Source organism: Immundisolibacter sp. (assembly GCF_041625615.1).
GTDB lineage: Bacteria > Pseudomonadota > Gammaproteobacteria > Immundisolibacterales > Immundisolibacteraceae > Immundisolibacter.
On sequence record NZ_JBFJTF010000050.1, the window covers coordinates 1 to 15,213 of the forward strand.

The following is a 15,213-nucleotide window of genomic DNA, read 5'->3' on the forward strand; positions in this document are numbered from 1 at the left end:
CGCTGAGCCTGTCCGGCACGCCGGGCGACGGTGACGTGATCAGCGTGAAGCCGGCCCCGCGACAGGACATGTTCGCGGCGCTGTCGGAGCTGGCCGAGGCGCTGCGCTTGGCCGATGGCGGCCCGCAGCTGCGCACGGCGCAGGTCAACCGGCTCAACCGCAGCATCGAGCAGCTGGATCAGCAGCTGGTCCACGTGTCGTCGGTGCGGGCCGATGTCGGCTCGCGCCTGAGGGCCGTCGAGGTGGCGGCAGACGCCAATGCCGGCGCCCGCCTGCAGATCGAACAGGCGCTGTCGGATGTGCGGGATCTGGACTACGCCGAGGCGTCCACGCGCCTGGCCAGGAACCTGACCGCGTTGCAGGCGGTCCAGGAAACCTTCACGCGCCTGGCCAGCCTGTCGCTGTTCAACTACCTGCGCTGACGGCCGCTGGCGCGCCGTCGCGGGCCTACAGCTGCGCGCGTTCCTGCGGCGTGATCAGGCCGAGGGCCAGGGCGCGTGCCGGGTCCAGCAGGCCCCAGGCGGCGGCCCGGCGCAGGCGCGCCCGCACGTGGCGGTCGCTGGCGCGGTCGGCCATGTAGGCGTTCATGCCCTCGCCGATGATGGCGGCGCCGCTGCCGCCGGCAACCGCGCGGCGGTAGGCCTCGATATCGGCCAGGTCGCGGTCCAGCTGTTCCGGCGCCAGCGCCGTGCGGTAGGCGGCCAGCACCAGCCAGGCCTGCAGCGGGTGGCCGACCCATTTGCCACTCATGCCCAGATCGATGCCGTGGCGGGCGTCCTGGTAGACCTGCGCCAGCGCGGCCAGCACCTTGGCGCGGTTCTGCGCGCGCTGGTCCGCGCTCAGGCCCTGGCCACGGTGCAGCGGCGTCGGGTAGTTCAGCGTCATGCTGTCGATGGCCGGCACGCCGCAGGCGCCGGCGGTGTTGATCAGAGCGCAGCGGGCCCAGTCGCAGGCCGGGTGGTCGTTGCGGATCTGCGGCAGGCCGATGTCGGCGCTGTAGTCGGCGATACCCCAGACGATGCCGCTCAGCCGCGTGCCGGCGGCCTCGGCCAGTTCCGGGAGGCACTGCACGGCGCGCGCCGACTCGACCAGGAACTGCAGGCGGATGCTGCCGCTGGCCAGGCCGAGGTGATCCTCCAGGCGGGCGAGCAGGCCGGATACCCAGGCGATTTCGTCGGCATGCTCGACTTTCGGCCACATGATGGCATCGATGGGGAAGGCCGCCGTGGGGTGGGTCGCCACCGCCGTGAGCACGTGCGTCAGGTCGTCGATGCAGCCGTCGAGCGCCAGTCCGGCCGGGCGAAACAGGCGCAGCGTGTGCCCCCAGTCGGCATCCGCGAAGCAGGCTGCCGCGCCGCTGCGTGCCTGCCGGGCCGCCTCGGCGGTATCGGCCACGGCATCCTCGGCGTCAAGCAGCACGGCCGGCGGGCGGCCGTCGCCGTCGAGCACGCTCGCCAGGGGAGCGGGCTCGACGCCCAGGTGCTCGGCCACGGCCTCGACGGACAGGTCGAGACGTTCGAGCAGTCGGGGCACGGCACGCAGCGCGGTCAACGCCTTGGCCGGCGTGCCGCTGGCCGGCGTGGTGAAGTGCACCTGCTGGCGCCAGTAGCGCAGCGGCAGGTCCCGGCGCTCGCCGGTGTGGCCGGCCAGCAGCGCGGCGCGCGCGCGCCGGGCGTCGGCGGTGATGGCAGCAAGCGTGTTTTCGGTCACGACAGTCTCGGTGGCAGGTCAACGGGCGGGACATTTTAGGGAAACGGCATCGCGGGTCGCTGCGGGGTCACGCGCCGGGTCTCGGGAGGGCCCGTGTGCTAGAATTCACCGCTGAGTCGACCCCGGCGAAACAGCGCCATCGTTGCGCTTTCATGCCGCGGCGGGACCCCGTCAACCGGCCACGGCCGGCGCGCGTCGGGGTCGGTGCCGTCGTCCTTGCGCGCCGGCGGATCGACTCGTAATCCGGCCCCTCACCACTGGCGACGCCATGACCGAGTTCGCCCGCGAAATTATTGCCGCCAACATCGAGGACGAGCTCAAGCGCTCCTACCTCGATTACGCCATGAGCGTGATCGTCGGTCGCGCCTTGCCAGATGTGAAGGACGGCCTGAAGCCGGTGCACCGGCGTGTGCTGTACGCCATGCACGAGTCCGGCCATCACTGGAATCGCGCGCATGTGAAGAGCGCCCGTGTGGTCGGTGACGTGATGGGTAAATACCACCCGCACGGCGACTCGGCCATCTACGACACGCTGGTTCGCATGGCGCAGCCGTTCTCGCTGCGCTATCCGCTGATCGACGGCCAGGGCAATTTCGGTTCGGTGGACGGTGACTCGCCGGCCGCCATGCGTTACACGGAATCGCGCCTGTCGCGTATCGCCAGCGAGCTGCTGGCCGATATCGACATGGATACGGTCGACTTCGTGCCGAATTACGACGGCAAGGAACGCGAGCCGGCGGTGCTGCCCTCGCGCCTGCCGAACCTGCTGGTCAATGGCGCCACCGGCATTGCCGTTGGCATGGCGACCAACATTCCGCCGCACAACCTGGTCGAGGTGATCAACGCCTGCGTGGCGCTGATCGACGATCCGGCGATCGACCTCGACGGCCTGATGGCGCACCTGCCGGGGCCGGACTTCCCGACGGCGGCGAGCATCAACGGCGCCACCGGCATCCGCGAGGCCTACGCCACCGGCCGCGGCAAGATCTACCTGCGCGCCAAGGTCGAGATCGAGGAAGACAGCAAGACCGGCAAGGCCAGCCTGGTCATCGTCGAGTTGCCGTACCAGGTCAACAAGGCGCACCTGCTGGAGAAAGTCGCCGAACTGGTCAAGGAAAAGCGCCTGGAGGGCGTGTCCGAGATCCGCGACGAGTCCGACAAGGACGGCATGCGGGCGGTCATCGAGCTGCGCCGCGGCGAGGTGCCGGAGGTGGTGCTGAACCACCTGTACCAGCTGACGCAGCTGCAGTCGGTGTTCGGCATCAACATGGTGGCGCTGGTCGACGGCCAGCCGCGCCAGCTGACCCTGCACGAGGTGCTGGAAGCCTTCATCCGCCACCGCCGCGAGGTGGTGAGCCGGCGCAGCCTGTTCGCCCTGCGCAAGGCCCGCGAGCGCCTGCACATCCTCGAAGGACTGGCCGTCGCGCTGGCCAACATCGAGCGGGTGATCGAGCTCGTGCGCGGGTCGCAGACCACGGAGGAGGCGCGCGGCAAACTGACCGCCGAGGGGTTCACGCCGGGCTTCGTCGGCGAGATGCTGGCCCGGGCCCTGGCCGCCGACAAGGACCGCCCGTCCGAGGCCGGGCGCGGCCTGGTGGACGGCGTCTACTACCTCAGCGAACGTCAGGCCCAGGCCATCCTGGACATGCGCCTGCAGCGCCTGACCGGCCTCGAGCGCGACAAGATCGTCGACGAATACGGGGATCTGACGGCGCAGATCGCCGACCTGCTGGACATCCTGGGCAGCGACACGCGCCTGTTGACGGAGATCCGGCGCGAGTTGCTGGAGGTGCGCGACCAGTATGGCGACGCCCGGCGCACGCAGATCGTCGCCGAGCGCATCGATCTGACGTCCGAGGACCTGATCGCCGAGCAGGACCTGGTGGTCACGTTCTCGCACCAGGGGTACGTCAAGGCGCAGCCGGTCAGCGAGTACCGTTCCCAGCATCGCGGTGGCCGTGGCCGGGCAGCGGCGCGCGTCAAGGAAGAGGACTTCATCGAGCGCCTGTTCGTGGCCAGCAGCCACGACACGCTGCTGTGCTTCTCCAGTGCCGGCAAGGTGTACTGGCGCAAGGTGTATGAACTGCCGCTGGCTGGTTCGGGCAGTCGTGGCCGGCCCATCGTCAACCTGCTGCCGCTGGAAGAAGGCGAACGCATCAGCGCGGTGCTGGCGGTGCGCGAGTTCGCCGCCCACCGTTACGTGGTGTTCGCCACCCGCCGCGGGCTGGTGAAGAAAACCGCGCTGGCCGATTACTCGCGCCCGCGCAGCGCCGGCATCATCGCCCTCGACATCGTCGAGGGCGATGCGCTGGTGGCGGTGGCGCTGACCGATGGCGATGACCACGTCATGCTGTTCAGCGACGACGGCAAGGTGATGCGCTTCGACGAGCGCGACGTGCGCGTCATGGGGCGCGGTGCGCGCGGCGTGCGGGGCATGAACCTGCGCGAGGATCAGGCCATGATCGGCATGGTGGTGGCGCAGCCGGAAGGTGACATTCTCACCGTCACGGCCAACGGGTACGGCAAGCGCACGCCGCTGGACGAGTATCCGTTGCGCGGCCGCGGCGGCATGGGCGTCATCTCCATCCAGACTTCCGCCCGCAACGGGCCGGTGGTCGGTGCGGTGCAGGTGACAGACGAAAGCGAAGTGATGCTGGTGACCAACGCCGGCACCGCCATCCGCACCCGCAGCGTCAGCATCTCGGTGCTCGGCCGCAATACCCAGGGCGTGAAGCTGATGGGTGTCGGCGACGGTGAGCTGTTGGCCGGTCTGGCCGTGGTGGTGCCCGAGGAAACCGAGGCCGCCGCGGCGCTGGACGCGGAGGAGCCCGACGCCGTCGACGCTTCGGTCGCCGGTCCTGACGACGAACCACCCGAAGCCTGAGACCGGGGCCGGGTGCCCGCTTTTTGGAGAGATCGAGCGATGGCGCGAGTATTCAACTTCAGCGCCGGGCCGGCGGCATTGCCGGAGCCGGTGCTGGCGCAGGTGCGTGACGAACTGCTGGACTGGCACGGCAGCGGCATGTCGGTGATGGAGATGAGCCATCGCGGCAAGGAGTTCATGGCCATCCAGGCCGAGGCGGAAGCCGACCTGCGCAGCCTGATGGGCATCCCGGACAACTACAGGGTGCTGTTCCTGCAGGGGGGCGCCACCCTGCAGTTCGCCATGGTGCCGCTGAACCTGATGCCGGTCGGCGCCAGTGCCGATTACGTGGTGACCGGTTCGTGGTCCAAGAAGGCGGTAGCCGAGGCCAAGCGCTACGGCACGGTAAAGGTTGCCGCCAGCAGCGCCGAGACCAACTTCAATCGCATCCCGGGGCAGGACGAGCTGACGCTCGACCCGCAGGCCGCCTATGTGCACATCACCAGCAACAACACCATCTTCGGCACCGAGTACCACTACACGCCGGACACCGGTGCCGTGCCGCTGGTGGCGGATGCGTCGAGCAACATTTTGTCGCGGCCGGTCGATGTCGGGCGTTATGGCCTGATCTACGCCGGCGCGCAGAAGAACATCGGCCCGGCCGGGCTGACGCTGGTGATCGTGCGCGAGGACCTGATCGGCCGCTGCCGCGGGGGGGCGCCGACGCTGCTCGACTACGCCATCCACGCCGAGAACGACTCGGCCTACAACACGCCGCCGACCTTCGCCATCTACGTGGCGGGTCTGGTGTTCAAGCATCTGCTGGCCCAGGGCGGCCTGGCGGCGGTGGAGCAGGCCAACGTCGACAAGGCGCAGTTGCTGTATGACGTGCTCGATCGCAGCGGCTTCTACAGCTGTCCCACCGAGCTGGCCAGTCGCTCACGCATGAACGTGCCGTTCACGCTGGCCGATGCCGACCTCGATGCCACCTTCCTGGCCGAATCCAAGCAGGCCGGACTGGTGCAGCTGAAGGGGCATCGCAGTGTCGGCGGCATGCGCGCCAGCATCTACAACGCCATGCCGCGTGCCGGCGTGCAGGCGCTGGTCGAGTTCATGATCGACTTCGAGCGCCGCCACGGCTGACGCGCTCATCGCACCGTCCACGGAATCTGTCATGTATCGAATCCTCACCCTGAACAACATTGCCAAGGCGGGCCTGGCGCGCCTGCCGGCCGACCGTTACCAGACCGGCAAGGATCTGGCGGAGCCGGATGCCATCCTGCTGCGCTCGGCCGACCTGCACAGCATGGACATTCCCGCCTCGCTGCTGGCCGTTGGCCGCGCCGGCGCCGGTGTCAACAACATTCCCGTGGCGGCCATGTCGGCGCGCGGCATACCGGTGTTCAACGCGCCGGGCGCCAACGCCAACGCCGTCAAGGAACTGGTGATCGCCGGCCTGCTGCTGGCCGCACGCAACATCTGCCAGGCCTGGGCCTACACGCAGGCGCTCGAAGGCGACAACCAGACCGTGGAACACGCGGTCGAGGCCGGCAAGAAGCAGTACGCCGGCTTCGAGCTGCCCGGCCGTACGCTGGGCGTGGTGGGGCTGGGCGCCATCGGCCGCCAGGTGGCCAATGCCGCGCTGGCGCTGGGCATGAAGGTGGTCGGCTACGACCCGGGCATCACCGTCGAGGGCGCCTGGCAGCTGTCCGCCGAGGTGGAGCGCGCGCCGAGCGTGGAGGCCGTGTTCAGCCGCGCCGACTTCATTACCTTCCACGTGCCCCTGAACGAGCACACCCGCGGTCTGGCCAACAGCGACACGCTGCGCCTGGCGCGACCTGGCCTGACGGTTCTGAACTTCGCGCGGGCCGGTATCGTCGACACCGACGCCGTCGCCGCCGCCCTGGAGACGGGGCAGGTGCATTACTACGTGAGCGATTTTCCGAAGCCGGGCCTGATCGGCCACCCGCGCGTGATTGCGCTGCCGCACCTGGGCGCCTCCACGTCCGAGGCGGAAGAGAATTGCGCCGTGATGGTGGCCGACCAGGTGCGCGACTACATCGAGAACGGCAACATCACCAACGCGGTGAACTTTCCGTGGGTGGTCATGCCGCGCGCCGAGGGTGGGGTGCGCCTGGCGGTGGTCAACGCCAACGTGCCGAACATGGTCGGCCAGATCACCACGGCCCTGGCCGAAGCCGGGCTTAACATCATCGACATGATCAACAAGTCCAAGGGCGACCTCGCCTACACCCTGGTGGACGTGGACCGGCCGCTGCCGGCCGAGCTGCTGGCGCGGCTGCGTACCATCGAGGGCGTGCTGGCGGTGCGCTGTCCCTGAAGTGACGCGCGGGCAGGGGGAGGCATGAGCGAAGACGGCGACCTGGGAGGGCTGCGTCAGCGCATCGACGCGCTGGATGACGAGCTGTTGCGTCTGCTCTCGCAGCGCGCGCGCTGCGCGCAGCAGGTGGCCGAGGTCAAGCAGCGCGCCGGCGACGACGCCTTCTACCGGCCCGAGCGTGAGGCACAGGTCTTGCGCCGCCTGGCGGCGGCCAATCCGGGACCGTTGCCCGAGGCGGCGGTGACCGGGATCTTTCGCGAGATCATGTCGGCCTGTCTGGCCCTGGAACGGCCGTTGACGGTGGCGTATCTGGGGCCGCCGGGCACGTTTTCGCAGGATGCCACGCAAAAGCACTTCGGTCAGGCGGTCAATTGCCTGCCGCAGGCCACCATCGAACAGGTGTTTCGCGAGGTGGACGCCGGCGCCGCCGACTACGGCGTGGTGCCGATCGAGAATTCCACCGAGGGTGCGGTCACCCATACCCTGGACATGTTCCTGCACTCGCCGCTGAAGGTGTGCGGAGAGGTGGAGCTGGCCGTGCATCAGCAGCTGCTGAGCGGCGCCACCGACATGGCGGGCATCGGCGTCGTGTACTCGCACGCCCAGTCGCTGGCACAGTGCCGGCGCTGGCTGGCCGGGCACCTGCCCGGGGTGCGCACCGAGGCGGTCAGCAGCAACGCCGAAGCCGCCCGCCGGGCGGCCGGTGAAGCGGGCGCGGCGGCCATCGCGGGCGAGTCCGCCGGGCGCCTGTACGCGTTGCCGCGTCTGGCCGCCAACATCGAGGACGAGCCGGGCAACACCACGCGCTTTCTGGTGATCGGCAGGCAGGACACGCGGCCGTCCGGCCGCGACAAGACCTCGCTGCTGCTGTCCACCGGTAACCGGCCGGGGGCGCTGGCCGCGCTGCTGGAACCGTTGCGCCGGCATGGCCTGTCCATGACCCGCATCGAATCGCGCCCGGCCCGCACCGGCCGCTGGCAGTACGTGTTCTTCATCGATATCGAGGGCCACCTGCACGACGCCCCGGTGCAGCAGGCCCTGGGCGAGCTGCGCGAGGTCACCACGCTGTGCAAGGTACTGGGGTCGTACCCGCGGGTGGCGGGAGACAGCGCGTGAGCCGCTCGGTCCGCGGGCTGGCCACGCCGGGCGTGCGCGCGCTGCAGCCCTATCAGCCGGGCAAGCCGCTGTCGGAGCTTGAGCGCGAGTACGGCATCCACGATGCCATCAAGCTGGCGTCCAACGAGAACCCGCTGGGCGCGAGCCCGCTGGGCCTTGCCGCCGCCCGTGCGGCCCTGGACGACGTTGCCCTGTATCCGGACAGTCACGGCTTCGAGCTCAAGCGGGTCCTGTCGGGCCGGCTCGGTGTTCGGCCCGATCAGCTGGTACTCGGCAATGGGTCGAACGAGGTCCTGCAGCTGGTGGCACGCGCCTTCGTGAGTCCGGGCGACGAGGTGGTGGTGGCGCAGTACGCGTTCGCCATCTTCACCACCGAGGCGGTCGGCGCCGGCGGCCGGGTGGTGACGGTGCCGGCGCGGGACTGGGGGGCCGACCTGCCGGCCATGCGCGAGGCGGTGACCGACCGCACACGGCTGGTCTTCATTGCCAACCCCAACAACCCGACCGGTACCTGGCACACCGCGGACGCGCTGCATGCCTTCGTGAGCTCGCTGCCGTCACACGTCGTGGTGGTGCTGGACGAGGCCTACTGCGAGTACGTGGAGCATCCGCAGTACCCGGACGGTATTCCGTGGCTGGCGGAGTTTCCCAATCTACTGGTTTCGCGTACGTTCTCGAAGATTTACGGCCTGGCGGGGCTGCGTCTGGGGTACGGCGTGGCCAGCGTCGAGATGGCGGACCTGCTCAACCGCCTGCGCGAGCCGTTCACGGTCAACAACCTGGCGCTGGCGGCCGGCGCGGCGGCGCTGGATGACGCCGAGCACGTGCGGCGCTCGCGCGCGCTGAACCTTGCGGGCCTGACAGCTCTGGCCGAGACCTGCCAGCGGCTGGGGCTGGACTTCATTCCCTCGGTCGGCAACTTCATCAGCGTCGATGTCGGACGCCCGGCGGCACCGGTGTTCGAGGCGTTGCTGCGCGAAGGCATCATCGTGCGTCCGCTGGCTCCGTACGACATGCCGCGGCACCTTCGCATCACCATCGGCACGGCGGCGCAGATGGAGCGTCTCGTGGCGGCGTTGCCACGGGCGCTGGGAGCCCGCTGATGCACGTCGTCATCGTTGGCCTGGGGCTGATCGGCGGCTCGCTGGCGCGCGATCTGCGCCGCGCCGGGCACACCGTCACGGCCTGCGGGCGCGATGCCGCGCGCCTGGCGCCGGCGAGGGAGCAGGGCCTGGTCGATGCAGTGGCCGAGGATTGGGATAGCGCCCTGGCAGCGGCGGAACTGGTGGTGCTGGGCGTGCCGGTCGGCGCGCTGCGTGAAACCTATGTCCGCATACGGCCGCATGTGTCGGCCGGTACCGTGGTCACGGACGTCGGCAGCACCAAGGGTTCGGTGGTGCGCGACATCGCCGCCGCGTGCGGCGGGCACCTGCCGGCCCATTTCGTGCCCGGCCATCCCATCGCCGGCACCGAGCACAGCGGCTTTGCGGCCAGTGTCGAGGGTCTGTTCGCCGGTCGCCGGGTGGTACTGACGCCGACCGCCGACACCGATCCGGCCGCTGTCGAGCGTGTCAGCGACCTGTGGCGGCAGGTGGGTGCACAGGTGCTGACGATGACGCCCCAGGCGCATGACGCGGCGCTGGCGCTGACCAGTCACCTGCCGCAGATGCTGTCCTACACCCTGATGGGGCAGTTTGCCGAAGCCGGCGACGGGGCGCTGGCGCAGCTGATCGGCAGCGGGTTTCGTGGCATGACGCGCCTGGCCGGCAGCGATCCGGTGCTGTGGCGCGATGTGGCGTTGGCCAACCGGGCCCAGCTGAGTCTGGCGCTGCACCGTTATCTGGAGCGCCTGGGTGAACTGGCGGCGGCCATCGACGCGGGCGATGAAGCCCGACTTGGCAAATTGTTTGCCGCCGTGCAGGACGCTCACCGGCGCCTGCCGCCGGCCTGAGGTAAGGCGTGGAATTTCGAGTCGACAACGGGCGGGCCATCAGCGGGCGCTGCCGCGTGCCGGGTGACAAGTCCATTTCGCATCGTGCGGTGATGCTGGCGGCCTTGGCGGACGGCGAAAGCCGCTTCGAGGGCTTTCTGGCGGGTGCCGACACCCTGGCCACGGCGGCGGCGTTCCGCGCCATGGGCGTGGCCATCGACGGGCCGCACGAGGGCGTGCTGACGGTGCGCGGCGTGGGGCTCGGTGGCCTGCGACCGCCGGCGGGGCCGCTCGACATGGGCAACGCGGGCACCGGGATGCGTCTGCTGGCCGGCCTCATGGCCGGGCAGCCGTTCGGCGTCACGCTGGTCGGTGATGCATCGCTGTCGCGCCGTCCGATGCGGCGGGTGATGGCCCCGCTGCGCCAGATGGGTGCGGACATCACCGCCGCCGAGGGCGACACGCCGCCGCTGACGCTGCGCCCGGCCGCCGACCTGCGCGGTATCGACTACGTGCTGCCGATGGCCAGTGCGCAGGTCAAGTCATGTCTGCTGCTGGCCGGGCTGTATGCCGGTGGGCGCACCTGCGTCACCGAGCCGGCCCCGACACGCGATCACACCGAGCGCATGCTGGCGGCGTTCGGGCGGCCGGTGCAGCGCGACGGTGCCCGCGTGTGCATCGAAGGTGGCCGCGAGCCGCTGCGCGCGGTGCGCTTCGCCATTCCGGGTGACATCTCGTCGGCCGCCTTTCCGCTGGTGGCGGCGCTGATCGCCGCGCACGGCGAGGTGCTGATCGAGAACGTCGGCATCAACCCGACGCGTACCGGCATTCTCGACATCCTGCGCGCCATGGGCGCCGACATCGCGCTGGAGAACCCGCGCGAGGCGGGCGCCGAGCCGGTGGCCGACATCCGCGCCCGTTCCTCGGCATTGCGCGGCATCCACGTGCCGGAGCATCTGGTGCCGCTGGCCATCGACGAGTTTCCGGCGATTGCCGTGGCCGCCGCCTGCGCCCAGGGTGAAACCCTGATCACCGGCGCCGAGGAACTGCGTGTCAAGGAAAGCGACCGCATCGCCGCCATCGCCAACGGGCTGGCGGCCCTCGGTGTGGCCGTGCAGGCGTTGCCGGACGGTCTGCGCATCACCGGCGGCGACATGCGCGGTGGCGTAGTGGACAGCCACGGCGATCACCGCATCGCCATGGCCTTCAGCCTGGCCGGGCTGCGTGCCACCGGACCGGTGCACATCCGGGACTGCATCAACGTCGGCACGTCCTTCCCGGGCTATGTCGAACTGATGCGCGGCCTCGGCCTGCCCATCGAGGTGGCATGAGCGCGCCGCTGCCGGCTCCGGTGGTGACCCTGGATGGTCCCGGTGGCGCCGGCAAGGGCACGGTCAGTGTGCTGCTGGCCCGGCAGCTGGGCTGGCATTACCTGGACAGTGGCGCGCTGTACCGGCTGCTGGCCCTGGCTGCGCAGCGCGACGGCGTCGATCTGGACAACGACGCGGCCTTGAGCGCGTGTGTGCCGACCTTGCGCATCGCGTTTCAGCTGCACGACGATCGGTTGCAGGTGCTGTTGGACGGCGCCGACGTGAGCCGCGCCATCCGTGAAGAGTCCTGCGCCCGCAATGCCTCCCGCCTGGCGGTGCACGCAGGTGTGCGTGCCCGGCTGCTGCCGTTGCAGCGGGCGTTCGCGCGGGCGCCGGGCCTGGTGGCGGAGGGGCGCGACATGGGCACGGTGGTGTTCCAGGACGCGCCGCTGAAGGTCTTCCTGACCGCCAGCGCGGAACAGCGGGCACACCGTCGCTGGCTACAGTTGAGCGCCGCCGGTGTCAATGCTAGTCTTGACGACATTTTGGATGATTTGCGGCGCCGCGATGCACAGGATGCGCAGCGGGTTGCCGCGCCGCTACGCCCGGCGGACGATGCCGTCGTCATCGACAGCAGCGACCTAACGGCGCAGCAGGTATGTGCCCGGATTGCCGGGTATTGCAAGGAGCGCGGTCTGACGGACGGTGCCGGTCTGCCGGAATGAGGCAGGTGCGGTACCGGCGTTTTCCGTAGCGTGGCGAAAGCCGTCGCAGACAGCGCAGTTAACCAGCCGACGCGGACAACGGATCCGTCTTCATCACTTCGACCATCAACCCCTATGACTGAATCGTTTGCCGCCCTTCTGGAAGAGAGCCTGTCGCACAAGAAGCTGCAGCCGGGCTCCATCGTCAAAGCCACCGTCGTCGACATGGACGACAACTTCATAACCGTGCACGCCGGGCTGAAGTCCGAAGCCCTGATCGCGGTGCAGGAGTTCCGCAACGACCAGGGCGAGCTGGAAGTCGGCATTGGTGACGTGGTCGAGGTGGCCCTCAAGGCCATCGAGGACGGCTACGGCGAGACCGTGCTGTCGCGCGAGGAAGCGCGCCTGAACAAGCAGTGGATCGTGCTCGAGGACGCCTTCGAGAAGGCCGAGCCGATCGACGGTGTCATCACCGACAAGGTCAAGGGCGGCTTCACCGTCATGGTCGGCGACGTGCGGGCGTTCCTGCCGGGTTCGCTGGTCGATATCCGCCCGGTGCGCGACGTGACGCACCTGGAAGGTCGCGAGATCCAGTTCAAGGTCATCAAGCTCGACCGCAAGCGCAACAACGTCGTGGTTTCGCGCCGCGCCGTGCTCGAGGAGAGCTACGTCGAGGAGCGCCGCGCGCTGATCGAGAGCCTGGAAGAGGGGCAGATCAAGCACGGCATCGTCAAGAACCTCACCGACTACGGCGCCTTTGTGGACCTGGGCGGTATCGACGGCCTGCTGCACGTCACCGACATGGCCTGGAAGCGCGTGCGCCATCCGAGCGAGGTGGTGAAGGTCGGCGACGAGCTGGACGTGAAGATCCTCAAGTTCGACCGCGAGCGCGTGCGTGTCTCGCTGGGTCTGAAGCAGCTGCAGGAAGACCCGTGGGTCAACATCGACCGCCGCTACCCGGTGGCGACCAAGCTGTTCGGCACCGTGACCAACGTGACCGACTACGGCTGCTTCGTGGAGATCGAGGACGGTGTCGAGGGTCTGGTCCACATGTCCGAAATGGACTGGACCAACCGCAACGTGCAGCCGTCGAAGGTGGTGCAGCCTGGCGATCAGGTCGAGGTGATGATCCTCGACGTCGACAGCGAGCGCCGGCGTATCTCGCTGGGCATGAAGCAGTGCCGCATGAATCCGTGGGAAGAGTTCGCTGCGCTGCACCGCAAGGGTGACAAGGTCAGCGGGCGCATCAAGTCGATCACCGACTTCGGCGTGTTCGTGGAGCTCGACGGCGGCATCGACGGCCTCGTGCATCTGACCGACATCTCCTGGGACAAGCCGGGCGAGGAAGCGATTCGCGACCTCAAGAAGGGCGACCTGGTCGATGCCGTGGTGCTGCTGGTGGACCCGGACCGCGAGCGCATCTCGCTGGGCATGAAGCAGGTCGAGGGCGACGCCTGGTCCGATTACCTGGCCGCCAACCCGCGTGGCACCCGCGTCACCGGCAAGGTCACCCAGGTCGAGCCGCGCTTTGCGGTGATCGAGCTGGCCGACGGGGTCGAGGGCACCATCAAGGCCGGCGACATCTCGCAGGAGCGTGTCAAGGACGCGACCGAGGTGGTGAAGGTCGGCGACGAGATCGAGGCCATGATCATCGCCACCGATGGCCGCTCGCGCAGCATCCAGCTGTCGGTCCGCGCGCAGGAGATCAAGGACGAGACCGCCGCGGTGGACGATTACCGTTCCACCAACGTGACCGGTACCACCAGCCTGGGCGATCTGCTCAAGGAACACCTGGGCGACCGCGGCGGTAACTGAGTGGGACGTTGAAAAAGGGCAAGTACACCCTTTTTCGACGTGATCGCGGCGGGGAGGACCCGCTGCGATCTGTGCGGGGCGCCGGACCAGCGTGCGGCGCTCGCCCAAGCCATCCTCGGTTTGCGGGGACGGCGGGGGGCGCCGCTGGCGGTGTTCCCCGTTCCACCCGTGACCCGTCCCAAGCGGCATGGCTGTGGCCATGCCGTTTTTCGTTTCAGGAGGCGGCGTGAGACGTATTCTGCGATGGGCCATCCTGCTGCTGGTGGCGGTCACTGCCGGGCTGTTCGCCAGCGTCAACACGCAACCGGTGCACATCAACTACCTGCTCGGCGCCGGTGATCTGCCACTCGCCTACCTGGTGCTCGTGGTGGCCGGTGTCGGCATGTTGATCGGCTGGCTGGCGGCCCTGCCGGGCCGCTGGCGGCGGGGCAGGGACCTGCGACGGGCACAGGCGCGTGAGCGCCACCTTGATGAGCGGGTGCGCATGCTGGAAGCCGAGGCCGACGCCGACGTCGGTTCCGGCGCGCCCGCGCCGTGAGCGCCGCCGGTTTGGCCGGCGCCGCAACGGTCACCCGCACACCCATCGTGGTGGCGGTGGACCGGCCGGATGTCGGCAGCGCGCTGGAACTGGCGGCCATGCTCGATCCGGCCTTGTGCCGGCACAAGGTCGGCATGGAGCTGTTCACGGCCGCCGGTCCGGCGGCCGTGGAGGCGCTGCAGGCGCGGGGCTTCGAGGTGTTCCTGGACCTCAAGTTTCACGACATTCCAAACACCGTGGCGGCGGCCTGCCGCAGTGCCGCGGCACTGGGCGTGTGGATGATTAACGTGCACGCCAGTGGCGGTCCACGCATGCTGGCGGCGGCCGCCGAGGCCGTGGCCGGTGTCGCCCGCCGGCCCTTGCTGACCGGCGTCACCGTGCTGACCAGCCTGGACGCCGCCGAACTGGCGGCGGTCGACATGCCGGGCGCGGCGGCCGCGCGGGTCGAGCTGCTGGCACGGCGTTGCGCCGAGGCCGGCCTGGACGGCGTGGTGTGTTCACCGTTGGAGATTGCGCCGCTTCGCGCGGCACTGGGTGCGCAGTTCGTGTTGGTGACGCCGGGCATTCGCAGCGCGCAGGACGCCCGCGACGATCAGCGGCGGACATTGGCACCCGCGGCCGCGCTTGCCGCGGGCGCCAGCTATCTGGTGATCGGGCGGCCCATCACGGCGTCGGCCGATCCCGCACGGGCGCTGGAGGCCATCGCGGCGAGCGTGGCGAATGGCTGAGGGTTCGGTGAGCACCCTGACGGCCGCCGACCTCGGTCGTCTGGCCGGGCTGCGGGTGCTGGTGATCGGCGATGCCATGCTCGACCGCTACTGGCACGGCGCGGTGGACCGCATCTCGCCCGAGGCGCCGGTACCGGTGGTGGCGGTCAGCAGCAGCG

Annotated in this window: 13 protein-coding genes and 1 pseudogene; 13 read left to right on the forward strand and 1 reads right to left on the reverse strand. The window is 69.5% G+C overall.

Going from position 1 to position 15,213, the window contains the following annotated elements; genetic code table 11:
- The coding region (locus ABYX71_RS05695; protein WP_372695538.1) for a flagellin at positions 1–422 on the forward strand (422 nt) is incomplete at its 5' end.
- A gap of 25 nt (positions 423–447) precedes the next feature.
- On the opposite strand, the gene ABYX71_RS05700 is transcribed toward ABYX71_RS05695, so the two are convergent.
- Positions 448–1,710, reverse strand: a complete 1,263-nt coding sequence (locus tag ABYX71_RS05700) for an aldolase/citrate lyase family protein (RefSeq protein ID WP_372695539.1) — start codon at positions 1,708–1,710, stop codon at positions 448–450.
- A 268-nt stretch (positions 1,711–1,978) separates the two neighbouring features.
- Here ABYX71_RS05700 and gyrA point away from each other — a divergent pair, with 268 nt between their 5' ends.
- From gyrA to ABYX71_RS05760, 12 genes and pseudogenes are all read left to right on the forward strand, one after another.
- A complete protein-coding gene (gyrA, locus tag ABYX71_RS05705; RefSeq protein WP_372695540.1) occupies positions 1,979–4,594 on the forward strand; it encodes a DNA gyrase subunit A in 2,616 nt (871 codons plus the stop codon).
- Between the two features lie 39 nt (positions 4,595–4,633).
- Positions 4,634–5,716, forward strand: a complete 1,083-nt coding sequence (gene serC, locus ABYX71_RS05710; protein WP_372695541.1) for a 3-phosphoserine/phosphohydroxythreonine transaminase — start codon at positions 4,634–4,636, stop codon at positions 5,714–5,716.
- Between the two features lie 31 nt (positions 5,717–5,747).
- A complete protein-coding gene (locus tag ABYX71_RS05715) occupies positions 5,748–6,914 on the forward strand; it encodes a phosphoglycerate dehydrogenase (RefSeq protein WP_372695542.1) in 1,167 nt (388 codons plus the stop codon).
- A gap of 24 nt (positions 6,915–6,938) precedes the next feature.
- On the forward strand, positions 6,939–8,030 hold the full coding sequence (pheA, locus tag ABYX71_RS05720) for a prephenate dehydratase (protein WP_372695543.1): 1,092 nt from the start codon (positions 6,939–6,941) through the stop codon (positions 8,028–8,030).
- Positions 8,027–9,133, forward strand: a complete 1,107-nt coding sequence (gene hisC, locus ABYX71_RS05725; protein ID WP_372695544.1) for a histidinol-phosphate transaminase — start codon at positions 8,027–8,029, stop codon at positions 9,131–9,133. Before pheA ends, hisC begins: the two co-directional genes overlap by 4 nt.
- Positions 9,133–9,981 carry a prephenate dehydrogenase gene (locus tag ABYX71_RS05730; RefSeq protein WP_372695545.1) on the forward strand — a complete coding sequence of 283 codons (849 nt, stop codon included), beginning with the start codon at positions 9,133–9,135 and terminating at the stop codon, positions 9,979–9,981. Before hisC ends, ABYX71_RS05730 begins: the two co-directional genes overlap by 1 nt.
- Before the next feature lie 8 nt (positions 9,982–9,989).
- The gene (aroA, locus tag ABYX71_RS05735; RefSeq protein ID WP_372695546.1) at positions 9,990–11,291 is read left to right on the forward strand and encodes a 3-phosphoshikimate 1-carboxyvinyltransferase; all 1,302 of its coding nucleotides are present in this window, start codon (positions 9,990–9,992) and stop codon (positions 11,289–11,291) included.
- Positions 11,288–11,995: a (d)CMP kinase gene (gene cmk, locus ABYX71_RS05740; RefSeq protein WP_372695547.1), complete on the forward strand. Its 708-nt coding sequence runs from the start codon at positions 11,288–11,290 to the stop codon at positions 11,993–11,995. Before aroA ends, cmk begins: the two co-directional genes overlap by 4 nt.
- 114 nt (positions 11,996–12,109) lie before the next feature.
- Positions 12,110–13,789, forward strand: a complete 1,680-nt coding sequence (gene rpsA, locus ABYX71_RS05745; RefSeq protein WP_372695548.1) for a 30S ribosomal protein S1 — start codon at positions 12,110–12,112, stop codon at positions 13,787–13,789.
- Positions 13,790–14,015: 226 nt separating this feature from the next.
- The gene (locus ABYX71_RS05750; protein WP_372695549.1) at positions 14,016–14,327 is read left to right on the forward strand and encodes a lipopolysaccharide assembly protein LapA domain-containing protein; all 312 of its coding nucleotides are present in this window, start codon (positions 14,016–14,018) and stop codon (positions 14,325–14,327) included.
- Positions 14,324–15,055: an orotidine-5'-phosphate decarboxylase gene (pyrF, locus tag ABYX71_RS05755; protein WP_372695550.1), complete on the forward strand. Its 732-nt coding sequence runs from the start codon at positions 14,324–14,326 to the stop codon at positions 15,053–15,055. The genes ABYX71_RS05750 and pyrF overlap by 4 nt, the downstream gene beginning before the upstream one ends.
- Positions 15,048–15,213, forward strand: a pseudogene (locus ABYX71_RS05760) (D-glycero-beta-D-manno-heptose-7-phosphate kinase); the annotation flags it as partial. The gene pyrF and the pseudogene ABYX71_RS05760, both read left to right, overlap by 8 nt.

Excerpts from the sequence above, each read along its gene's own strand:
- pheA (WP_372695543.1), top strand. The coding sequence starts at position 6,939 with ATGAGCGAAGACGGCGACCTGGGAGGGCTGCGTCAGCGCATCGACGCG.
- ABYX71_RS05730 (WP_372695545.1), top strand. The coding sequence starts at position 9,133 with ATGCACGTCGTCATCGTTGGCCTGGGGCTGATCGGCGGCTCGCTGGCG.
- gyrA (WP_372695540.1), top strand. The coding sequence starts at position 1,979 with ATGACCGAGTTCGCCCGCGAAATTATTGCCGCCAACATCGAGGACGAG.
- ABYX71_RS05715 (WP_372695542.1), top strand. The coding sequence starts at position 5,748 with ATGTATCGAATCCTCACCCTGAACAACATTGCCAAGGCGGGCCTGGCG.
- rpsA (WP_372695548.1), top strand. The coding sequence starts at position 12,110 with ATGACTGAATCGTTTGCCGCCCTTCTGGAAGAGAGCCTGTCGCACAAG.
- cmk (WP_372695547.1), top strand. The coding sequence starts at position 11,288 with ATGAGCGCGCCGCTGCCGGCTCCGGTGGTGACCCTGGATGGTCCCGGT.
- serC (WP_372695541.1), top strand. The coding sequence starts at position 4,634 with ATGGCGCGAGTATTCAACTTCAGCGCCGGGCCGGCGGCATTGCCGGAG.